The following is a 21,512-nucleotide window of genomic DNA, read 5'->3' as shown; positions in this document are numbered from 1 at the left end:
AGCCGGGGGATCGGCGGATACAATGAGTACAGGAAGTATTGGTATGAATAATCAAGAGAATAAACGGCGAAAAGGTGAGTCGAATGATTAAAAAAATGCAATTGCCGCTACAAACATTAAACTTGATTACTGGATTCATGGTGTGGGTGATCATCTCTTCCCTGATGCCCTTTATTTCCGAGGATATCAGCATTCCTCCGGGGCGGCTAGCGATGGTCACGGCTATTCCGGTGGTGCTCGGCTCTATTCTAAGGATTCCTTTAGGCTATTATGCAAACATTCTGGGAGCACGCATTATTTTTATGTTCAGCTTTATCCTGCTTTTGTTTCCGGTATATTTCATCAGTGAAGCATCCTCGGTCACTCATTTAATTATCGGAGGTTTGTTCCTGGGAATCGGCGGAGCCGTTTTTTCGGTAGGTGTAACCTCTTTGCCGAAGTATTTCCCTAAAGATAAGCATGGTCTGGTCAACGGAATCTACGGGATCGGGAATATCGGAACAGCTGTCACTACCTTCTCGGCTCCGATTGTGGCAGCACAGATTGGCTGGGCACCCGCGGTTAAAATGTATCTTATCCTGTTACTGGTATTTATCGCATTAAATTTCTTCTTTGGGGATCGTCATGAGCCTAAACTCAAAACGCCGATTATTGAACAGATCAAGGGCGTGTCCAAAAATGAAAAGCTCTGGCTTTTCTCCTTGTTCTATTTCATAACCTTTGGCTCCTTCGTTGCCTTCACTATTTATCTGCCGAACTTTCTAGTTTCGAACTTCGGTCTGGAAAAAGTGGATGCCGGGATGCGCACAGCCGGCTTCATTGCCGTTGCGACCTTCTTCCGGCCGATAGGCGGCTGGCTTGCCGACAAGTTCCAGCCTTTGTTTCTGCTTACCGGCACATTCAGTATTTATACGGTTGCAGCAATCATCCTGGCATTTATGCCTGACATGGGCTTATATACAGTAGGTTGCCTTGCTATTGCGTTCAGCGCGGGAATCGGTAACGGAGTCATATTCAAATTAGTCCCACTGTACTTCAATAAGCAGGCGGGTGTCGCCAACGGGATCGTATCGATGATGGGCGGTCTGGGCGGTTTTTTCCCTCCCATTATGCTGTCGGTGATTTATTCGGCTACAGGGCAATATTCCATCGGGTTCATGCTGCTCTCTCAGGTAGCGCTGGCCAGTCTGGTGCTGGTAGTGTGGATCTATTTTCAGGACCGGCTTGCGCTTACCTCTGAAGTGTTCAATTCTACCGGACAGGGGATTCTGGTTACGGATGTCTCCGGTCTGATCAAGACCGTCAATCCGGCGTTCACGAAGCTCACCGGCTATACGGAAGACGAAGTTCTTGGCAGACAGCCCAGCATTCTGAAGTCAGGCCGCCAATCCAAGGAGTTCTACCGCTTAATGTGGAGCGAAGTCAGGGAGAAGGGGATGTGGCAGGGTGAAATCTGGAACAAGCGCAAGGGCGGGGAAGAGTATTTGCAGTGGCTGAATATCAGCGCTGTAAAGGATGAGACCGGCGAAGATGTCCGGTATGTAGGCACATTCAGCGATATTACGGAGAAATAACCGGATGAACCGTTTTTTAGTACGGCACTAAGTTAGGAGCAGATGAAGGTGGAAAAGACCAGAACTCCGGTTACCGTTGCCGAAGCTGTATTCCGGGTAACTGAAAGAGCATGTCGCATAGGTACAGAAAGGATTCCACTTGCTGAAAGCTATGGACGGATCCTGGCGGAGCCGCTGACGGCAACCCATGATGTTCCGCATTTTACCCGATCACCCTATGACGGATATGCAATTTCTTCGGCAGATTCTGCCGGTGCTTCCGGTAATAACAGGATCAGCTTTACTGTAGTAGATCATATCGGCGCAGGGGCAGTATCTCAGATTGCAATTGGGCCATGCGAAGCTGTCCGTCTGATGACGGGAGCGGCGCTGCCGGCAGGAGCGGATGCTGTAGTTATGTTTGAACAGGCCACAGCAGCAGGTCATACGTTTACAATCCGTAAAGCTTTTGCGCCACAGGAGAATCTGTCCCTGAAGGGTGAAGATATGCGGTCAGGAGAAATGATCGTTCCGGCCGGCAGCTTCATTCATCCCGGGATTGTAGCGCTGCTGGCTACATTCGGTTATGGGTATGTTCAGGTCGGTAAGCGGCCGGTAGTAGGGATATTGTCTACGGGAACCGAACTGCTGGAGGTGACAGCACAGCTTGCACCCGGCAAAATCCGCAACAGTAACGGACCGATGATCGCAGCCCAGCTCGCCCGGATGGGTATTCCTTACCGGATGTATGATACAGCCGCAGACCAACTGGAAGCATGCCTGCTGACGGTGCGGAAGGCAATGACAGAAACAGACTGCCTGATCACAACGGGAGGTGTGTCCGTCGGTGATTATGACTACCTGCCGGAAATATATAACCGTCTCGGGGCTGATGTGCTGTTCAACAAGGTGGCGATGCGTCCGGGCAGCGTGACCACAGTTGCGGTTGCCGGGGATAAGTACTTGTTCGGACTGTCCGGCAATCCTTCTGCCTGCTTCACAGGCTTCGAGCTGTTTGTTAGACCCGCCCTGCTCAAAATGATGGGAGCGGATAAAATTTATCTGCCGCGCACGACGGCGGTACTGGCAGAGGATTACCCAAAGGCCAATCCGTTCACCCGGTTTATCCGGGCTGTTCATGACCGCACCTCGGTGCGTCCTGCCGGTTTCAATAAATCTAATGCCGTATCTTCCATCGCACGCGGGAATTCGCTGATTGTGCTGCCGGGCGGGACAAGAGGTTACGCCGCAGGTGATCTTGTTGATGTACTGCTTCTGGGTGTTGAAGAAGGTACGGATAAATGGGTACTGTAAGCCTACCGGAAGGGAGATAAGAGTCATGAATGCACATCCACTACAGGATCAATTGCGACGGCCTATCCATGATTTGCGGATTTCGGTAACAGACCGGTGCAATTTCCGCTGTTCCTACTGCATGCCGAAGGAAGTGTTCGGTGATGATTATGCATTCCTCCCCGCAAGCGAGCTGTTAACCTTTGAGGAAATCTGCCGGCTGACGAAGCTGTTCGTATCCCTTGGAGTAAGCAAAATCCGGTTGACCGGTGGCGAGCCGCTTATGCGGCGTAATCTGCCTGAGCTTGTTGCGGGAATCCGTGCTATCGGCGGTGTAAAAGATATGGGACTGACGACGAATGGGGTACTGCTCGGTGCGCAGGCAGCGCCACTGTATGCTGCAGGACTCCGCAGACTGAACGTCAGCTTGGATGCTTTGGAGCATAAGCGGTTTGGAAAAATGAACGGACGGGGCTTTACGTCTGGATTAATTCTGCATCATATTGATCATGCCGTAGAAGCCGGGTTTGAGGTCAAAGTAAACATGGTGGTACAAAGAGGTGTGAACGAATCGGAGATTGTACCGATGGCTGCCTATTTCAAGGATAAGAATATAACTTTGCGGTTCATCGAGTTTATGGATGCCGGCAACGATAACGGCTGGAGCTATGAGAAGGTTGTAACCAAACGGGAAATACTGGAGCGCCTCCAAGGCTCATTTGAACTGGAAGCACAGGACCATAATTATTTTGGCGAGGTAGCCAAAAGGTACCGGCACAAGGGTAGCTGCACCGAGGTCGGTTTTATTACTTCCGTATCTGAATCGTTCTGCTCTTCCTGTACACGTGCCCGGCTGTCTTCCGACGGCAAATTGTACACTTGCCTGTTCGCATCAGACGGTTTTGATCTCAGGGAAATGCTCCGCAGCGGGGCGAGTGACCAAAGCCTGCTGCTAGCCATTAGGGATGTATGGGAGCAGCGGACAGACCGTTACTCCGATGAGCGGACAGAACAAACCGTGAAGAACAGAACAAAGATCGGCATGTCCTATATTGGAGGTTAAAGAGCAGAATGCAATTTCAGCTGTTGATCGAGCCGGATGGCAGATCATATTTGGCTGAGCAATGTATCCTTACTGTACCTCCAGGATCGAGCAATCCGGAAATGATCGCAGAATAGACTAACGCAACAACAAGGAAGCTCCTCTACCCGGATTACCGGCAGATGAGCTTTCTGGTTTTTTACAACTGTATACTAGAAGTACAACACGAGCACAGACACATATAACATAAAGGAGAAGCCAATTTCGATGATTCCGGTACGTTTTACTGTGATGCCCGTCTTTGGCAGGACAGCTGCCCGCACAAGCAGGATGAGCAGCGGAACAAGCAGAGATGGAAACAGGAACAGCCCGGCTGCTGCAACCAGCAGGTGATATAGAACAGATCCGTAATAGAAGCTAATATTATTTCGTTCGCGGATGATGGTTTTGACATACAAAGCGGTTCCGACAAAGTACAGGACAGCCAGCAGGAACAACTCGGTCGCTGTCCGCCAGCTTTCTCCCTGACCGACGTAGAAGACCGGATAAATGATCAGGCAAAATGCCAAAATGGCCGAGATGTCATTGAGCAGGGCACGTTCATTTTTAGTTTTTGCATAATAGAGATTTACAGCGAACAAAGGCACGAGCGGTAGAACAAACCATAACAACTTAGGTTCGGCTACTACCAGATAGACGATCAAAGGGAGTAGCAGAATTCCATATACCTTCAAGGGCTGGGCATAGCGTTTAAATCTTCCTGTCTTCACCCCCTGCAGTAAAGGAAAACTGAACAAATAGATCAGAAGCCAGCAAGCAAACAGCGGAATATGTATCGGTTGCCCCTGGGATGCGGCTACCCCGAACAGAAAGGGAAGGACGAGCATCGCCCAGGCGCCGTGCTGGTTAGGGATATACTTCTTCATAGTAAACATCCTCCTACCCTGAAATATCATGGCATGCGAGGATGCCATACTCTTTAACTATACGTTTTTCCTTGAGGGGACCCGGGTGATTTGAAGCACTAATCATTTTAAGAAAAGGAGTAAACATCGTGAGTATGGAATCTCATCATGCAACAGTACAGGGTCCGGTTCCTGTATTACAAATTGTCGGGTACAAGAATAGCGGAAAAACAACACTTGCCTGCCGTTTAATTCGAGCTCTATCTACTCAAGGTATACGCGTCGGGTCTGCTAAACACGATGCTCACCATTTTCAATTAGATGATCCGGGTACAGACAGCAGCAGGCATCTGCTGCACGGTGCGATTGAAACCGTACTGACATCGTCTGAGGCTACAAGAATAATGCGGAAGTCCGAGACTTCATTAGAAGAAATCGTACAGTCTATGTATGGTAAGGTTGATCTGCTGATTGCTGAAGGGTTCAAATCTGCAGATTATCCCAAAATCGCCTTGATCCGCAATGTAAATGAAATGATAAATCTGCGAAGTCAAGCAACGAATATTTATATGTGGTTAAGCTGGGAGGAGGACGCTAATATGAAAAGTGTAACGTCTGTGGTAAGCAAGAATACTACCCCTGTACTACTTTTAAGGGATCAAGCTCTTATAGATCAGGAGGTCCTCAACCTGGCTTTGTCGCTGCTTCAATCTAATATAGGAATCCCTGACATAAGAGAAGGAGATTCCCTTACAGGAGGTGCACATTGTGCTGACTGGAATAATACTGGCAGGGGGACAGAATTCCCGGATGAAGGGTCGGAATAAAGCGCTCCTGACCTATCACGGGGAGCATTTTATTGTTAGACAGGTGAAGGAGATGCGTACCCTTTGCTCCAAGATCATTATTGTTACGAAAGATGCATCCCTGTATGAGGATTGTCTTCCATCCGGTCTCATTTTTCTACCGGACATCTATGAAGGGCATGGACCCTTAAGCGGGTTTCATGCCGCTTTTGTCAGGGTGGAAACGGATTATGCTTGGGTTGTCGGATGCGATAGTCCTAATATTTCAGCCCCTGCAGCTTCGTGGATGCTCACCCGGTTCAAGGAAGGCGACTATGATGCTGTTCTTCCCATCATTAACGGTAAGCATCAGATGCTCCATGGGGTATATCGGCCGCACCTGATTTTGCCAAGTATCATTGATAGACTGGAAACACGACAGTACCAGCTATCAGGATTATTAGATTCGATGCATTGGTTAGGGGTAGATAAGGGCGACCTTGCTGGTGCTGGTATATATGAGGATTTCACTGTAGATGTAGATACACCTGAGCAATATAAGGATTTGCTGCATCTATCGAAAGGGAGTGATCACATGGGCAGTTCATTATTTGAAATTACAGACGGACCGATCACACCAGCGGAGGTATCTGATAAAGTCCTGCGTAGAGAAGCGGGAGCGATTACCTTATTCCTAGGCACTGTACGGGAGTTCACGCAGGGTAAGCGGACATTATATCTTGAATATGAAGCTTATCCGCTCATGGCTGTAGCGCAATTGGAACGAATCGGGCAGGAAGTGAATGAGCGTTGGCCAAATACTATGGTTGCTGTAACCCATAGGATAGGAAAACTTGAAATCACTGATATCGCCGTTGTGATCGCTGTATCCTCGCCGCACCGTAAGGCCGCTTACGAAGCGAATGAATATGTGATTGACCGGATTAAAGAAATCGTGCCTATTTGGAAAAAAGAAATGGGCGAAGACGGCGAAGCATGGGTTGGCGATCAGCTGAATCAATTAACCTATCCGGAAGGGCGGCCATTTTTTCCGGATGTTTCTGCAGAAGATAAGAAGTAGAGGCGGCTATTAATGAAGCAGGGGAGGAAGCAAAGAACATAAATGAGTACTGCTCGAATTGCCTTGTAGTATAATATTAATCAATTCAAGCCATCTAAACCTAAGGCAGCAATAGAACATAGGGATTTTTACCCAAAAAGCGAGGCGTAAGGAAATGAATGCAGCAGAGTTTCAACAGTATGTTAAGGAGTTCAGTGAAATCAAAGGGTTTGATACCAGCACCATTGAGCAGAGAATGCTGTACTTAATGACTGAGGTTGGGGAGTTGTCCAAAGAAGTTTTGTCCGTATCTTTTCATCCAGATGCAGAGCGGAAAGAAAACTTGGGATACGAGATGTACGATGTGGTGTGGAATATTTTTGATCTGGCCAATAAACTTGGCATTGATCTGGAGCAGGCTTTTAAACGTAAGCTGGAGATTAATGAACAGAGGACTTGGGAGTAAGGTGTATCTATTGAATACTATAAAAAAAAATCCAAGGACCTCCCCTGTGGGAAGCCTTGGATTTTTTTCACCCGAAATTTTATTTAAATGAAGCATAACCTTCATCAGCCATTACAACACTACCGTTAATTGCACTAGCTTCTGGTAAGGAGAGCAAGTATACAGTGTCTGCAACTTGTTCAGGCAATGTTAATTTGTTACCCATTACTTTACTCTTCATTTGGTCGACCATTCCTTGATCTTTATATCCTTGGATAATTGGCGTATCCACAGCGCCTGGAGCAACGGCAAGCACGCGGATACCATGGACGGAAAGTTCTAGTGCTGCGGATTTAGTCATCATAATGACCGCACCTTTGGAAGCGTGATATGCGAATGTACCTGGGGAAGCTAGGAATCCAAATACAGAAGCTGTATTGATGATCACACCTTTAATGCCGAGCTCACGCATTTTTTTACCAGCAGCGATAATCCCATGGGCTACGCCATGCTGATTGACATTAATGACACTATGATAATCCTTAAGGTCTTGGTCTAGTACAGGAGTGACGCGGCCGATGCCGGCATTGTTGAACATTACGTCAATTCTTCCATAAGTATCTACAGTTTTCTGAACGAGTGCTTCAACTTCTTCGTATTTTGAGACGTCAGTTTTGACGAAAATAGCTTCGCCACCATCTTTAATAATTTGTGCTACCGTTTCTTCACCTAATTGTTGATTGAAATCGGCAACGACAACTTGATCACCTTTACTTGCAAATTTAATGGCGGTTTGTTTCCCGATTCCACTGGCTCCACCTGTTATTACGGCTACTCTTTTGTCTGTCATTTGAGTTTCCTCCTCGAGAAATATAGTTATACTAGAAATGAAAGTTGATATAGTAAAAATGGTTACTTACTAACTTATTTACATTGTAGCACTTGTCTAAATTAATTAAAATTTAAGTAAATTTAATAGTTATTAAGTAAAGATTAACTTAAGGGGTGATTCAAATGAATTTGGAGCAGTGCGAGAATATCGTAGAAGTCGCAAAGATTGGTTCTTTAACCAAAGCAGCTCAGAATCGTCATATCACTCTATCCGCAATGAGCCAGTCCATTACCATGCTGGAGGCTGAGCTGGGAGTTACTTTGTTCATCCGTTCGCGCGGGCAAAAGGCGGTTCCCACAGCAGAAGGAAATGCCATTATTAGCAAAGCAAATGAAGTCCTGATGAAAGTAAATGAATTAAAAGAAGAAGCACAGATTTACAGCGATACGTTAAGTGGTCATTTGAAAATTGCTATGATACCTGGACCCATGCATTTGATGGTGAAGGTAATCTCTAGCTTTAAGGCAGATTTTCCAAATGTGAAAATAGAGATTTTTGAAAAGGGACCTAAAGAAATTCTGGATAATGTACTGCAGGATGAAATGGACATTGGACTTATGGTCTCGCCGGAGGGAATGCCTGACAAATATAAAGGGGTTAAGTTTGAACGGTTAGTGGAAGGAAAGATTGTAGTCGGTGTACATCCTCACTCACCGCTTGCCCTGAATTCCATCCTTACACCTGCTCAGTTAGTGGGGCAGACGTTGGTTTTATACGATGATTCTTACATTAAGGACTATGTAGAGCGATATTTATCTGGCTATGGGCCGATCAATTTGCTTTTTGTAAGTAACAACACACGGGCGATTGAGAATGCAGTTGCAGAAGGACTGGCCATCACAATTGGTCTGGATTATTCGTTTCTGAAAATATCAGAGGGTTCTCCAGCCTTCATGAAAACCATCGAGTTACGATCACCAGATACCCGTGCGAAATATTCAGGAGCTATTGTCTCTGCTTCAAAACAGACCTCCCAGACCGCCCGGAGATTTATCAACAGGCTAAAGCATGAATTTGATGAAATGATTAGACGAAGTTAACAGTATGCCTTGGTAAATTTTATCTAACCTTTACGCTTCCTAGTTAATATTAACCCTATGATGTTGTCCAAGCTCAGATCGATATTAGGACAGCCAAGTGGGGAGGATGTCAACATAGTGAGATGGTATCTTAGGCAAATTAATGTTGTTATTATCTTTGTTTTGTTGATTTCGTTGTTACAACCGGGAGCAATTGTTCGCGCTTCCATTTCTGATTTATATTTACCAGCAACAGATTACGGAACCGTTATTGATGTTCGCCAAACAGAGCTTGCACCCGGGGCGATGTATACCTGGATAGATCTCCAGAATGAACGTGGTTTACAAAAGATACATGCAGTGGAGTTCAACCCGCAACAAGGAAATTTGGAGCTGCGGGCAGGTACGAAGGATGGAAAGGTATACGGTATGAAGGGCGTTACCGAAATGGCCATGTATGCGGATTCGCCTGGAAACCGAGTGATCGCAGGGATCAACGGTGATTTCTATGAAATCCCCGGTTTTGCTACGGGTGTTCCCAATGGACTTTAAGCTTACACCAAGAGTAGTGTATCTGTAGCTAGCCGTAACATTTCGGCATTCAATGATATTGGTCTTGCTCCACAGTGGGCTCAAGAGGCAATCAGTGAAGTGTACAGACTTGGTTTGATGCAAGGACGTGCTGAAGGGCAATTTGCACCGGACCAAAACGGAACACGTGCTGAAAGTGCACAGATGATCCTCAACCTGCTGAGTGTTATGGAGTAATGATTATGGCCAGTCTCAGGTTTATAGGGACTGGCTGTTTTTTTGATAATTGGATTAGTGGGATATACGCAGGATACGCACGCATGAATACACTGAGGGGGAAGCGGAGTAAAAGTAAAAATAAGGGTGTGACACAAAAGGTAAGTGTATATGGAGAACAGAGAACTAAGGCACGCTCGCTAAGGTACAATAAAGCTGAGGCACGCTCGCTGAGGTGTGCTAAAGCTAAAGTACGCTCACTGAGGTACGCTAAAGCTAAAGTGCGCCAACAGCGACGCACACTTGGTAAGTTTGGCTCGGACGAGCTACTTTTATCAAGAAAGTTTGTTTTAACAGATAGCCTCGATGGTTTGGGATCGTAACGGACTGTATTGCCGCTATTTGAACTTTTTGGTCTATTTTTCCAATTTTTCGGACTCCATAGCTCTTATTGTCATACTTTTGCACGGAATCGTAATATATTTTAATGAATAGCTGCATTTGAGTCCGATAGCTGAGCAGAATGGCAGAAATCAGCTTAATAAGGTCTCCTCGGTCCGATGAAGTAGAATTGAGTTAATAAGGTGAGTAAGGTGAGTAAGGTGAGTAAGGTGAGTAAGGTGAGCTATGTGAGCCAAGTGAGCTAGGTAAGTCAAGTGAGTAAAGTGAGCAAGTTGAGAAGGTGAGCTAGATGAGTAAAGTAAGTAAACTGAGTCAGTAAACGGAAGATAAGATGCAGAATACAGATGGGGTTTAAGCGTATAGTAAAACTGAGGCGAGTATCGAGCATATTCCAAATCCTTACAGACGAGCGCTGAGTCTTTTTCCGGTATTTTGTAAAGATAGGGTTATATTGGGCGTGGAATACTGGGAATTGCTCTTCAGAGGCAAGTAAAAACAAGGAATAATTGTTATTAGCCAACACAAATTGTTATGTTGTGTTATGATAGTAGGGAGGTGACTCCCATGAATGATTTTGAGAACTATCCCGATGAGCTGGGTAATTTCATTCGGCACATCAGAAAGACGAGAGGGTTAACCTTAAGAGGACTGGAAGAAAAGAGCGGTATAAGTTACTCACAGCTCAGCAAAATCGAACGTGGAGAGAGCATTCCGCTTAAAGACAATCTGGACAAGATCATTGAAGCGCTTGGAACGGATCTGAAGAATCGGATGTACCATTTGGCAGATTATATGCCAGATATTGAATATATCAAGACCTTGAAGCAAGGATATGAGCTGCCACAGCTCAAACAGTCTCAAGATTATATCTACGAGACAGCCTTTAACAAGCTTAAGGAATTCAGAGCGAAGGAAGGGAAAGAAACATCGTACGTTTCCTTTGATTCGAATGAAGTTATAGTTTACGAAACGGAATATGGGGCAGGAATGGTAATAGAGAAGATTGAGAAATACAATCTGACCGATGTCCTGAACGATAAGTTTGAGGGTAACCTCGACTCCTTAAGAAAGAGCCCCCGTAAAGGGCGTCAAGCCTTTCTATTTGGCGAGTGGCTACGGGAGTGCGTTTATGAACTGAAGGAAGAGGAACAGGATCAGGTCATACAAGCACTTAAAGAATTTACTCAGTTTAAAGTACAACAAATAAAGGGTGCTTATAAATAATGTATGCCTTTTGCTAATGATCTCAAAAATGAATGAATGTTGCCCTTTCTTGCAGCCATCTATTCATCTTGATCCATAAACTAACAACTAAAAATGGTTTGACAGAAAAGGGGATATTAATAATGAAAATTAACATGAAGTTTACCAGCAAGGGCAAAGTCGCTATAGAGAATTTTAATAACGAGGAATTGCTGGAGATCTTCGCACGTTACATCAAGACATTATCCAAAAAGTATGACATCGAAGTTGATGTTCCTCTTGAAGCGAATCAAAACATTGTTGGTGATGGTGCGGTAATCGCAACTGCAAAAAATGTGAAATGTGATGTTGAAACTTTCTTTAAAGAATTGGGCAGAGATATTAAAGTTCCTTTGAAGAAAAGACTCGGCGGCAAATTGGAGAATGTTTTCAAAACAGAAATTACAGAATAGAGCATTATTTTTATCTGAGATTAACCATCATATGTGCATATAAAAAAGGTAGGGCCGCGGAGGCTCTACCTTTTTTATGTTTATGTACTTAACTTAAGGCGACCTAAGGAGCTTATTGTTGGTTGAAGCTGGAGAAAAATGTGTACCATGCGTCAGTGTGAATTTAATGGGGAAGGGGATGTTATATATTTTCAGAATCTATGAGATTTCTACTTCTCATGATATCTTTAATAATTTCAATGAAATCCGGTAATGCATGGGCATCAACCGCTAGCTCATAGATTCTTAGTAAATCCTCGTCAGATATCGATTCCAGGGATGAGGGGCGTGGAGAGGGATGAAAATAGTAATTCATTATGATCCTCCATCATTAATTGTTTTTATTATAGGTTTATCTATATGGTATCATTTGGAATAGGATCCGTCTCCTGTCATTCATCCTACGAATTTATCTTTACATTTGAGGATTATTATGGCATAATGTGCGATTTTGAGGAAAATGCTAAAAAGTTTCAATTTTTAATAAAATAATCCCGGCATGTGTGAACATGCCGGGATTATTAAAAACTGAATTTTATTCTGACGGTTTTTTCTTTTGTGAAGCAAGATACTTCTTAAGGCGAGGTTCATTGGATTCCGAAACAGTAGTGAACTGCGTACCTTGATTAAAGCATACAATCTTCCGCCCGGGATCATAGCCTTCTATGTTGTTGATATTGACGACATTGCTGCGGTCAAGGCGTTCGAATCCCTTACCCTCATACGCTACGGAAAGATCGGAAAGCGTGGTGGGGAGAATAAATTCGCCTTCTTTCGTATGGACGAATATTGTATTTTTATAATTCGAGAAATACAATATATCTTCCTCTAGAATATCACTAGAGGAACCGTCTTTCTGTAAGACACGCATCTTTTCCCCATCCTTGTTTAATTACTTGCGCAGTTCTTTTGGAATTTCAGGGCTGTAAGCTGCTGGTTTTAGAATTTTTGTAAAAACTTGAGCAGAAGTACCCAGTAGGTTAGAAGCATAACGAGCTAAGGTTTTTTTCATCTGATTGACCTCCTTTGTAATGGGATTATAACTGTAAAGGATTGAACTAAAAATGCCAATCCAATGACAGACGAATGGATCCAAAAATTCAAAGAAACCAGAATTATGGAAATGATCTTTAAACCCAAATACCATTCTTTGGGGATTTGAGCATTAACATCAGGATTCGGAGCACATAAGATCATTACAAGTAAAGAAAAAAGATTAATCCAAATCAAATGGTTATGTATTAGATAGGTAATATGAGGGATAAGTGAACAGATAAAGATAGATACAATATTGCAGGACCTTGCGGATTTTAAATGCACACCACCAGATGACATTCTTAGGAGTATGAAACTGAATAAGGCTAAGAATGTTTCTTTTAGCTGTCCAGTGAGCCCGCCAATGCATAATGAAGTCATAATAATTAATAAAGTATTCAGAATAATGCTAAGGGCATAATGCATGATTTCAATAGAATGCGTTTGCTCTGGATTACTTTTCTTAATGAACTCAACAATTTTAAGAGATAAATGATTCATAATTATTTCTGTCCTTTTTGTATGAGAAATATAGATATCCCCATAATAGTATTCCATAGAGAAATGGGATTATGAAAAAGAAACGAGATTCAAAAAAGTAGTTGAGTGAAGTAACGACAATTATTGTAGGAAGATTAAGAGCGAATAATATTTTTTCATTAGTCGTTGGTTTAATTTTTACATCGGGTTTATCAGGTACAAAGTCATATCCAATACGTTTATGACCTACATACATACCAATGAGAATCGCGGTTAATGCTGATAAAACCTGCATTGTGATCATGTTTTTGGTAATCGGGTTCAAGATATTTAGAGGCATGATGATTACAGAGTTTAATAGATACATAAGACTGGTCTGAATCACCAAGTATGCTTGATAGGTCATCCCGGTTAATATAGAAGCGTAGAAGGGATGAATCCGGAATAACATCCACATAAAACAAAACATTAGTGCATATTGTGAGAAAATATCTAATGGAAACATCCCATAGTTGATCCTAATTGTATAAGAAAAAAAGCCCATAATAAAACTAGCAAACACCATCTCTTTATGATATAAGTCAATTTTGAAAATTTTGAAAGCCAGAAAGAACATCGCATAAGTCTCAAGTATTGAAAATATCATAAAAAGAATAAAATCTAGCATGCCGACACTCCCGATGACTTCTAGTTTAACCAACCCTATTATTGCAAGTATCGTATAAAATGAGCTAAAATACAACAACTACAGTATAATTTTCCTCCTATTTTTTCAAAAAAATTCAAAATGAGAGGGGTTTAGACATGGATCGACGTCCAGAAAGCAGTGAGTATCTCGAAGAATTATCAAAATATGTCGATTTAGTGCCAGCTGAAGGAGACATCATTACTATTTTTAGAGAGCAGACGGATGAGATTTGCACTTTTATTTCGAATCTTACGGAAGAACAAGGGGACTATCGTTACGCTCCGGAGAAATGGAGTATCAAGGAAATGGTCGGACATCTGGCTGATACCGGAAGAATCATGTCCTACCGTTTATTGTGCATCGCCAGAGGGGATACGACTCCACTGCCGGGTTTTGAAGAGAAAGACTATGTACTTACCGCCAATTTCGAAGCGCACACTTTAAAAGCGTTGCTGGCCCACTACAATCTTGTTCGAGAATCGACATTACTCCTAATGGAAACTCTGCCGGAGGAAGCATGGATCCGGAAGGGAACTGTTAACGAGGCTACTCTTTCTGCGAGAGCTCAGGCCTGCATTATGATTGGACATGACCATCATCATTTGAATATTCTTAAAGAAAGATATTTAGGGTAATATCTTCTTAATCAAAAAAGCATTCCAATAGCCTTTATGGCTTTGGGATGCTTTTTATACACGGCTATAGCGGTGGATTCTTGTGACATTTGCGGCATACCGGATAGTAAGCTTCATTACCACCAATCTGGATTTGCTTGCCGCTATATACGGGCTTGCCGTTTTCTACTCGTAGAGCCATAGTAGCTTTGCGCTCGCAGAACCAGCAGATCGTCTTCATTTCCTCAATTTTATCAGCGTAGATCAGCATATATTTGCTGCCTTCAAATAACTGATTCTGAAAATCATTTTTAAGTCCGAAGGCCATTACCGGAATACCCAGCTCATCAACGATACGCACTAGCTGGAGAATACATTCCTTGCTTAGAAATTGACATTCATCAATAAGTACACAGTGTGGTTTAGGTTGGTTACTGCTGACGATATTATAAATATCTGTGTTCTCATCGATGGGGATTGCTTGTTTCCGAAGCCCAATACGAGAAGAAATAAAACCAACCTCGTCCCGGTCGTCTATGGATGGAGTGAAAATAAGCACCGATTTCCCCTGCTCTTCATAATTATGTGCAACCTTGAGTATCTCAATAGATTTACCACTGTTCATTGCTCCGTATTTGAAAAACAATTGTGCCACTTCCATCTATCCTTTCGTAAAAACAATGATCATATCTTAAAAATGCGACCTTATTAGAGTATCATATTCGGATCGGATGTATCCAGTGAAAACATTGCGATTGATTGGATGTGGTATGATAAGTGGTAATAAGAGATGGGAAAGGAAGTAATAAGTGTGACTGAAAGATTAGATGAATATAAGGAACGGTTAGCTCTTTTGCAGCAGAATGGAGATTTATCCAGTGACACTGAAAGCTTGCTGGAAGAAATGATGGCGGATTTGGTGGAATTGAATCGGAGTAATAAAGCACTGCGTCGAGCAATACTGAAAACTGGACAGGCTTCCACGATGTCAACTCGGTTAAGGGATGCACTGTACGAATAGAAAAAGAGGGTATGCGAATGGCTTTGATTTTCTCTTTTCTCAAAAAATATAAGGTAGCTGCAATAGCTGCCCTTGTAATGATGCTCATTGAATTGACGGTAGAATTATCACAGCCTTTGATCATTTCCAAAATCATTGACTTAGGGATCCGAGAAAAAGATACCTCTGTAGTATGGCTGTGGGGCAGTATATTGATCGGCAGCGCGGTAGTTGCGTTTACAGCCGGGGTACTCAGTTCTTTTTTTGCTGCCCATGCAAGTCAGAGCTTTGCGTTCGATCTTAGGGACAAATTGTACGAAAAGGTACAGTCTTTTACGTATGAAGTATTCAATCGTTTTGCTACCTCGTCACTGATTACCCGTCTGACTGGTGATGTATCACAGCTGCAGGATACTATTTTTATGAGCTTGCGCTTTATGACACGGGTGCCACTTGTTGTGGTAGGCAGTGTGATTATGGCGTTAGTTGTTCATGTGAAGCTGGGATTACTGCTGACGGTGGCGTTACCTTTGTTGATTTTTTTCCTCTACTGGATTATGAGAAAAGCTTCCTTGTTATTTCGTACGGTCCAGCAGCGTTTAGACGGAGTTAATGGCGTGATTCAGGAGAATCTTACGGGTATTCGCTTGATCCGCGTATTTGTGCGTATGGGGTATGAGATTGAACGTTTCACGGTATTTAGCGGGAATTTGATGAGATCAACGGTGTCTGCCTTGCGTTTGACTGAGACGACGATGCCTTTTGTTATGCTTATTGTGAATGCGGCGATTTTGGCGATTTTATGGTTTGGACGGATAGCCATTTCCAATGGGGATGCTACTTTGGGTCAGACTGTTGCTGTTATTAATTACTCCTTGCGAACGATTGGAGCACTATCAGCGATATCTGGTCTTGTTGTAACGTTTTCCCGCGCTCGGGCCTCCTCTCAGCGTGTTTCAGAAGTTATGGAAGCGGGAGCTGGAGTTCATGAAGGCGGGACTTTGCAAGGCGAACCGATTCAGGGCCACGTTAAATTTGAAGGCGTTTGCTTTAAGTATCCTAATAGTGATATCTCTGTCCTGGAGGACATTCATTTTGAAGTAGCTGCTGGTGAGCGAGTAGCGATTATGGGGGCGACCGGATCTGGAAAATCCTCACTCGTGAGTCTGATTCCGCGCTTGTATGAAGAGACTGACGGCACCATTTGGATTGACGGTGAAAAAAGTGCTGATATTGATATTTTCAGACTGCGGAGATCGATAGGTTATGTGCCTCAGGAATTGCAGCTTTTCAGCGGATCAATCCGCAATAATATTGCATGGGGCAATGAACACGCCACACTGGAACAAATCCAACAAGCAGCGGCGGCTGCACAAATTCACGAGACGGTAAAAGGGTTGCCGGATGGCTATGACACGATGCTTGGTCAACGAGGGGTTAATCTCTCCGGCGGACAAAAGCAGCGGTTAACGATTGCCCGCGCACTTGTTAGGAAACCGGCTATGTTGATCCTTGATGACAGCACCAGTGCACTTGATGCGGTTACGGAAGGGCTTTTGCTGGAGGCGCTAAAGGATATCTCCTGTACAACCTTTTTGATTACTCAGAAAATCAGTTCAACGGCATCAGCCGATTTGATCCTGTTGCTGGATGAGGGACGATTAATTGGCAAAGGCTCGCATAAGGAGCTTATGGCAAGCTCCGAGCTGTACCGCAAGATTTATGAATCACAGGTAGAGGAGGCGAAGCAGCATGTTCAAAGCATTAATTGAACCTTTTCGTCATCCTAAACCGAACTTTGAACTTGGCGTGGGACGAAGTCTAGGGACAGCATCTGGCGGCAAACCCAAAGCAAAGGCGAAGGATTGGTCAGGGACGCTGATCCGGATCTGGAGTTATCTAGCTGAGCGTAAAGCCAAGCTTATTCTTGTACTGATCATGGTTGTCTTCAGCTCAGCGCTAGCGCTGCTGGGGCCATACATGATTGGCAGAGCGGTGGATAATTATCTGGAAGGTACCGGCGGGCGCTCATGGGTTGTTTTTCTGACAAGCCTTGCTTGTGTGTACATTTTTTATTCTCTGACTTCTTGGCTGCAAAACATATGGATGATCGAAATTGCTCAAGAAACTGTATTACGGATGCGTACGGAGCTATTCTCCCATTTACACCGTCTGCCCATTTCCTTTTTTAATCGGAGACAGCAGGGAGAAATTATGAGCCGTCTTACCAATGATATCGAGAACGTCAGCTCTACGTTGAATAGCTCGGCTATTCAGATATTTTCAAGTGTCTTAACCTTGCTGGGAACCGTAGGGGTTATGCTGTGGCTTAGTCCCTTGTTGACGCTGCTCACATTCCTCGTCGTGCCTTTGATGTTGTTAGGCATGCGCTGGATTACACGCCGTACAGGTCCACTATTTAAAGAACGTCAGCGCAATGTAGGGGAGCTTAACGGTTATATTGAGGAGACCTTATCCGGACAACGGATTATCAAGGCTTTTTCACAAGAGGAACGGGTCATCTCCGGTTTTCATGAACGCAACAAGCGAATTATGCTGTCAGGTTACTGGGCGCAGTCCATTTCTGGTTTCATCCCCAAGCTTATGAATGGTCTTAATAATCTCAGCTTCGCCATTGTTGCAGGAATTGGTGGTCTGCTTGCGATCCGTGGGTCGATTACAGTGGGTGTGATCATCGTATTCGTTGAATATACCCGCCAGTTTACTCGTCCGCTTAATGATTTAGCGAATCAGTGGAATACCTTGCTTTCAGCGGTGGCAGGGGCAGAACGGGTGTTTGAAGTGCTGGACGAAGAGACCGAGGCTAAAGATGAAGGTGCAGCCATATCACTTGAAACTGTACAGGGTGCGGTGAAGTTTGAAAATGTAGCTTTTTCTTATGATGGAGGTTCTAACACGCTGCAGGATATCAGCTTTGAAGCGAAGCCTGGTGAGATGATCGCTTTAGTTGGACCTACCGGTGCAGGCAAAACAACGCTAATAGGGCTGTTATCCCGTTTTTATGATCCTAATCAGGGGAAAATCACGCTGGATGGCTTAGATATCACTTCGATTCGGCGGGAAAGCTTGAGAAGTCATATGGCCTTTGTATTGCAGGATTCCTTTTTGTTCAAAGGGAGTATCCGCGATAACATCCGGTACGGGAGGCTGGATGCGTCCGATGAAGAGGTTGAAGAGGCGGCTAAGCTGGCCAATGCCCATTCTTTTATTATGCGAATGCCCGAAGGTTATGAACGGATGCTCTCGGCGGATGGCAGCGGTATAAGCCAAGGGCAGAAGCAGCTGCTCTCCATTGCGAGAGCGATTCTTGCTAACCCCTCTATGCTTGTGCTTGATGAAGCAACCAGCAGTATTGATACAGTGACCGAGATCAAGATTCAGGAAGGGCTGCAGGCGCTGATGAAAGGGCGAACGAGCTTCGTCATCGCTCATAGACTTGGCACGATTCGTGCGGCTGATCGAATTCTTGTGCTTCAGGGCGGCAGATTATTGCAGCAAGGCTCTCATGAAGAGCTGCTGAAGCAAAGCGGACTGTACAGTGAGTTGGTACAGGGGCGGCGGAAAGAGGCGCTTGATAAGGCGGGTATTTAAGAAAAAGGCGAGAATTTTCAGGGAGCGCAGATTGCGTCCATGAAGTTCTCGCCTTTATGTTATTTGTGATAGATAACGAGCACCAGATCGGGTGAGCTGGGAGGGTTTGAATGTGGGGAAATCTATTGTACAAATTACAATCAGCAGGGTAATAAGGCTTGATTGTGTGCGATTCGAGATTCATATGATCAGATGAACAAATGATGAGATGAAAATGCTGATTCTAAGTTTAGTATAGCATCTTAAGAGATCGTTTCCTGCGTTCCGGCTTGTTTCGCCTTTTGCTTCTCCTTGAACCTTGGACCTACGTAATTCTTCTTACGGTCCCTAGCCAGAATCCAGCCACCAAGGAAAGTCATGCCAGCTGCGAAGAGCAGCAATCCACCACCGAAATGCAGCCAAGCAAAGTGGGGCACAACGGTATCATCACCATGCATGGATATGTAATCAAAAATATCATCCTTCATCATAAGGAAGCCCTTCATTGCTATTAAGCCCGGAAACACAAGAATAAGGATGGCAATGAAGCGTGAAATTAACAGTTTCATAAGTGTCTCCTACCCCTCTTAGCCCTTTAGATTCACCCATATGATAACGCTTTAGCAAGAAAAAGTCCATTTGCATATGACGTTTATAAGTTTTGTAATAGAGCAAAAAGAGAGTACAATATACTAAGTAAAATGAACTTACGTGTAATGACTGGAGGATACATATCATGACAATTTCATGTGACGTGGCCATACTTGGCGGAGGTACTGGAGGGTATGTGGCGGCTATTCGCGCTGCACAGCTTGGAAAGTCCGTTGTCGTCATCGAAATGGACAAACTTGGAGGAACCTGTCTGCATCGGGGCTGCATTCCTAGTAAATCACTGCTCCGTAGTGCAGAGGTATATGCTGAAATCAATGAGAGTGAGAGCTATGGCATTGAGACAAGCGGTGTACAGCTGGTATTCCCAAAGGTACAGAAACGCAAAGAAGCTGTAGTTGAGCAACTTCATCAAGGCGTACAATATTTGATGCGCAAAAATAAAATACAAGTTGTCAAAGGTAAAGGGCGCGTAACGGGTCCTTCTATTTTTTCTCCGCGCAGCGGTGCTGTAGCTGTGGAACTGGAAGATGGGGAGATGGAAACAGTAGTTTCCAGCCATCTTATTATCGCTACGGGCTCACGCCCACGAGTATTGCCTGGTCTCGAACCAGACGGGAAAGTGATTCTTAGCAGTGATGAAGCGCTCACGCTCGAAGAGCTGCCATCTTCTATCATTATTGTGGGCGGCGGTGTAATTGGTGTCGAATGGGCTTCAATGCTGGCTGATTTTGGAGTGCAGGTGACTGTGGTTGAAGCGGCAGGTCAGTTACTGCCTCAAGAGGATGAAGAGATAGCTAAGGAACTGCAACGGTTGTTGAAAAAGCGTGGTGTTAAGGTACTGACTGAAACTACAGTGGATGCTGCAACCTGCCAGGTAACGGAGGATGGAATTTCGATCGAAGCCCGTAAGGGAGAGCAAAGTCAAAGCCTATCCGCAGAAAAATTGCTTGTATCCGTAGGCAGAGTGGCCAACATCGAGAATATTGGTCTTGAAAACACAGATATTCGCTTTGACAAAGGGATTATTGCTGTAAACGCTAGTATGCAGACGGCAGAACCGCATATTTATGCGATTGGTGACTGCATCGGCGGGCTTCAATTGGCTCATGCAGCCAGTCATGAAGGGATTATGGCGGTTAACCATCTATCTGGTGAGAAGCTACATCCTTACCATACACATTTAGTACCACGTTGTGTCTATACTCGGCCTGAGGTAGCAAGTGTGGGCTACACCGTGAAGGAAGCTAAAGAGCTTGGACATGATGTAGTGATTGGCAAGTTCCCATTTTCCGCCATTGGTAAGGCAATTGTATATGGCCAGAAGGACGGATTTGTCAAAGTTGTAGCCGATCGTAGCAGTGGAGATATTCTTGGTGTGCAGATGATTGGTCCTCATGTGACGGATCTAATTGGAGAAGCGGCCTTGGCACAGCTTCTGGATGCAACACCTTGGGAGATTGGTGAAGCTATACATGCTCACCCTACCCTTTCGGAGATTATCGGAGAAGCAATGTTAGCTGTGGATGGAAGATCTATTGGATTTTAGTTTTTCTTAGCTTTTCTTTTTGGGTAGAAAGGGATTATAATATACTCAAGCCAAGTCTTAGTACCAGGTTTTAAGATCAGGGCACAATTGGTCTTAATTCCTGTAAGAC

25 protein-coding genes and 1 pseudogene are annotated in these 21,512 nt (G+C 44.3%); 17 read left to right on the top strand and 9 right to left on the bottom strand.

Translation table 11 applies throughout. The features are described 5' to 3' along the window. Positions 1-83: 83 nt before the first annotated feature. The 3 genes from PODO_RS20820 to moaA are packed head-to-tail and all read left to right on the top strand — an operon-like array spanning position 84 to position 3,909. A complete protein-coding gene (locus PODO_RS20820; RefSeq protein WP_036675998.1) occupies positions 84-1,574 on the top strand; it encodes a nitrate/nitrite transporter in 1,491 nt (496 codons plus the stop codon). Positions 1,575-1,616: 42 nt separating this feature from the next. Next, entirely contained in the window at positions 1,617-2,867 is a 1,251-nt protein-coding gene (locus tag PODO_RS20815; protein ID WP_036675999.1) for a molybdopterin molybdotransferase MoeA, read from the top strand. Positions 2,868-2,892: 25 nt separating this feature from the next. Continuing rightward, complete coding sequence (moaA, locus tag PODO_RS20810) at positions 2,893-3,909, top strand: GTP 3',8-cyclase MoaA (protein ID WP_036676001.1); 1,017 nt, start codon at positions 2,893-2,895, stop codon at positions 3,907-3,909. 191 nt (positions 3,910-4,100) lie between these two features. Here moaA and PODO_RS20805 read toward each other — a convergent pair whose 3' ends face one another. After that, positions 4,101-4,814 (bottom strand): YwiC-like family protein, encoded by a 714-nt coding sequence (locus PODO_RS20805; RefSeq protein WP_169744792.1) that lies wholly within the window; start codon positions 4,812-4,814, stop codon positions 4,101-4,103. A gap of 134 nt (positions 4,815-4,948) precedes the next feature. Between PODO_RS20805 and mobB the strand changes: the two genes are divergently transcribed. The 4 genes and pseudogenes from mobB (at position 4,949) to PODO_RS20790 (ending at position 7,104) form a co-directional block, all read left to right on the top strand. Beyond that, complete coding sequence (gene mobB / locus PODO_RS30140) at positions 4,949-5,620, top strand: molybdopterin-guanine dinucleotide biosynthesis protein B (protein ID WP_244886529.1); 672 nt, start codon at positions 4,949-4,951, stop codon at positions 5,618-5,620. Next, positions 5,604-5,921 (top strand): annotated as a pseudogene (mobA, locus tag PODO_RS31990) (molybdenum cofactor guanylyltransferase); the annotation flags it as partial. The gene mobB and the pseudogene mobA, both read left to right, overlap by 17 nt. A 252-nt stretch (positions 5,922-6,173) precedes the next feature. Next, positions 6,174-6,659: a molybdenum cofactor biosynthesis protein MoaE gene (locus tag PODO_RS31985; protein ID WP_038574689.1), complete on the top strand. Its 486-nt coding sequence runs from the start codon at positions 6,174-6,176 to the stop codon at positions 6,657-6,659. A 154-nt stretch (positions 6,660-6,813) separates the two neighbouring features. After that, entirely contained in the window at positions 6,814-7,104 is a 291-nt protein-coding gene (locus PODO_RS20790; RefSeq protein WP_036676004.1) for a MazG nucleotide pyrophosphohydrolase domain-containing protein, read from the top strand. Positions 7,105-7,183: 79 nt separating this feature from the next. Here PODO_RS20790 and PODO_RS20785 read toward each other — a convergent pair whose 3' ends face one another. Further along, positions 7,184-7,933 (bottom strand): SDR family NAD(P)-dependent oxidoreductase, encoded by a 750-nt coding sequence (locus PODO_RS20785; protein ID WP_036676006.1) that lies wholly within the window; start codon positions 7,931-7,933, stop codon positions 7,184-7,186. 164 nt (positions 7,934-8,097) lie between these two features. Between PODO_RS20785 and PODO_RS20780 the strand changes: the two genes are divergently transcribed. The 5 genes from PODO_RS20780 (at position 8,098) to PODO_RS20760 (ending at position 11,798) form a co-directional block, all read left to right on the top strand. Beyond that, positions 8,098-9,015 carry a LysR family transcriptional regulator gene (locus PODO_RS20780; protein ID WP_038572500.1) on the top strand — a complete coding sequence of 306 codons (918 nt, stop codon included), beginning with the start codon at positions 8,098-8,100 and terminating at the stop codon, positions 9,013-9,015. A 117-nt stretch (positions 9,016-9,132) separates the two neighbouring features. Next, entirely contained in the window at positions 9,133-9,546 is a 414-nt protein-coding gene (locus PODO_RS20775; protein ID WP_038572498.1) for a hypothetical protein, read from the top strand. A gap of 39 nt (positions 9,547-9,585) precedes the next feature. After that, the gene (locus tag PODO_RS30670; protein WP_080742546.1) at positions 9,586-9,762 is read left to right on the top strand and encodes an S-layer homology domain-containing protein; all 177 of its coding nucleotides are present in this window, start codon (positions 9,586-9,588) and stop codon (positions 9,760-9,762) included. A gap of 945 nt (positions 9,763-10,707) precedes the next feature. Then, positions 10,708-11,367 (top strand): helix-turn-helix domain-containing protein, encoded by a 660-nt coding sequence (locus PODO_RS20765; RefSeq protein ID WP_036676012.1) that lies wholly within the window; start codon positions 10,708-10,710, stop codon positions 11,365-11,367. A gap of 122 nt (positions 11,368-11,489) precedes the next feature. After that, positions 11,490-11,798, top strand: a complete 309-nt coding sequence (locus tag PODO_RS20760; protein ID WP_036676014.1) for a hypothetical protein — start codon at positions 11,490-11,492, stop codon at positions 11,796-11,798. 181 nt (positions 11,799-11,979) lie between these two features. Here PODO_RS20760 and sda read toward each other — a convergent pair whose 3' ends face one another. The 5 genes from sda to PODO_RS31550 all read right to left on the bottom strand — a co-directional run bounded on the left by sda (position 11,980) and on the right by PODO_RS31550 (position 14,019). Next, positions 11,980-12,153, bottom strand: a complete 174-nt coding sequence (gene sda / locus PODO_RS32355) for a sporulation histidine kinase inhibitor Sda (RefSeq protein ID WP_080742544.1) — start codon at positions 12,151-12,153, stop codon at positions 11,980-11,982. A 219-nt stretch (positions 12,154-12,372) separates the two neighbouring features. Beyond that, positions 12,373-12,708 carry a LytTR family DNA-binding domain-containing protein gene (locus PODO_RS20755; protein ID WP_036676016.1) on the bottom strand — a complete coding sequence of 112 codons (336 nt, stop codon included), beginning with the start codon at positions 12,706-12,708 and terminating at the stop codon, positions 12,373-12,375. A 21-nt stretch (positions 12,709-12,729) separates the two neighbouring features. Further along, complete coding sequence (locus PODO_RS31225; RefSeq protein WP_139329854.1) at positions 12,730-12,849, bottom strand: cyclic lactone autoinducer peptide; 120 nt, start codon at positions 12,847-12,849, stop codon at positions 12,730-12,732. Continuing rightward, positions 12,846-13,373: an accessory gene regulator ArgB-like protein gene (locus tag PODO_RS32350; RefSeq protein WP_051490897.1), complete on the bottom strand. Its 528-nt coding sequence runs from the start codon at positions 13,371-13,373 to the stop codon at positions 12,846-12,848. Before PODO_RS32350 ends, PODO_RS31225 begins: the two co-directional genes overlap by 4 nt. Continuing rightward, the gene (locus PODO_RS31550) at positions 13,354-14,019 is read right to left on the bottom strand and encodes a hypothetical protein (protein ID WP_169744791.1); all 666 of its coding nucleotides are present in this window, start codon (positions 14,017-14,019) and stop codon (positions 13,354-13,356) included. The genes PODO_RS32350 and PODO_RS31550 overlap by 20 nt, the downstream gene beginning before the upstream one ends. 137 nt (positions 14,020-14,156) lie before the next feature. Here PODO_RS31550 and PODO_RS20740 point away from each other — a divergent pair, with 137 nt between their 5' ends. Continuing rightward, positions 14,157-14,675 carry a DinB family protein gene (locus tag PODO_RS20740; RefSeq protein WP_038572491.1) on the top strand — a complete coding sequence of 173 codons (519 nt, stop codon included), beginning with the start codon at positions 14,157-14,159 and terminating at the stop codon, positions 14,673-14,675. 64 nt (positions 14,676-14,739) lie between these two features. Here PODO_RS20740 and PODO_RS20735 read toward each other — a convergent pair whose 3' ends face one another. After that, the gene (locus PODO_RS20735; protein WP_036676019.1) at positions 14,740-15,309 is read right to left on the bottom strand and encodes a thymidine kinase; all 570 of its coding nucleotides are present in this window, start codon (positions 15,307-15,309) and stop codon (positions 14,740-14,742) included. A 156-nt stretch (positions 15,310-15,465) separates the two neighbouring features. On the opposite strand from PODO_RS20735, the gene PODO_RS20730 reads away from it, so the two are divergent. Genes PODO_RS20730 through PODO_RS20720 form a run of 3 tightly spaced genes read left to right on the top strand, consistent with a single transcriptional unit; the run spans position 15,466 to position 19,266 of the window. Beyond that, positions 15,466-15,675 carry a hypothetical protein gene (locus PODO_RS20730; RefSeq protein WP_139329853.1) on the top strand — a complete coding sequence of 70 codons (210 nt, stop codon included), beginning with the start codon at positions 15,466-15,468 and terminating at the stop codon, positions 15,673-15,675. A 17-nt stretch (positions 15,676-15,692) separates the two neighbouring features. Next, positions 15,693-17,426: an ABC transporter ATP-binding protein gene (locus PODO_RS20725; RefSeq protein ID WP_038572489.1), complete on the top strand. Its 1,734-nt coding sequence runs from the start codon at positions 15,693-15,695 to the stop codon at positions 17,424-17,426. Continuing rightward, complete coding sequence (locus PODO_RS20720) at positions 17,407-19,266, top strand: ABC transporter ATP-binding protein (protein ID WP_038572487.1); 1,860 nt, start codon at positions 17,407-17,409, stop codon at positions 19,264-19,266. The genes PODO_RS20725 and PODO_RS20720 overlap by 20 nt, the downstream gene beginning before the upstream one ends. 242 nt (positions 19,267-19,508) lie before the next feature. On the opposite strand, the gene PODO_RS20715 is transcribed toward PODO_RS20720, so the two are convergent. Next, positions 19,509-19,814: a DUF2627 domain-containing protein gene (locus PODO_RS20715; protein WP_038572486.1), complete on the bottom strand. Its 306-nt coding sequence runs from the start codon at positions 19,812-19,814 to the stop codon at positions 19,509-19,511. Positions 19,815-19,981: 167 nt separating this feature from the next. Between PODO_RS20715 and lpdA the strand changes: the two genes are divergently transcribed. Beyond that, positions 19,982-21,403, top strand: a complete 1,422-nt coding sequence (lpdA, locus tag PODO_RS20710) for a dihydrolipoyl dehydrogenase (protein WP_038572484.1) — start codon at positions 19,982-19,984, stop codon at positions 21,401-21,403. The last annotated feature ends 109 nt before the right edge of the window (positions 21,404-21,512 follow it).

The sequence above is a fragment of the Paenibacillus odorifer genome (assembly GCF_000758725.1).
Lineage (GTDB): Bacteria > Bacillota > Bacilli > Paenibacillales > Paenibacillaceae > Paenibacillus_AQ > Paenibacillus_AQ odorifer.
This window is presented reverse-complemented; position numbering and strand designations above follow the sequence as displayed.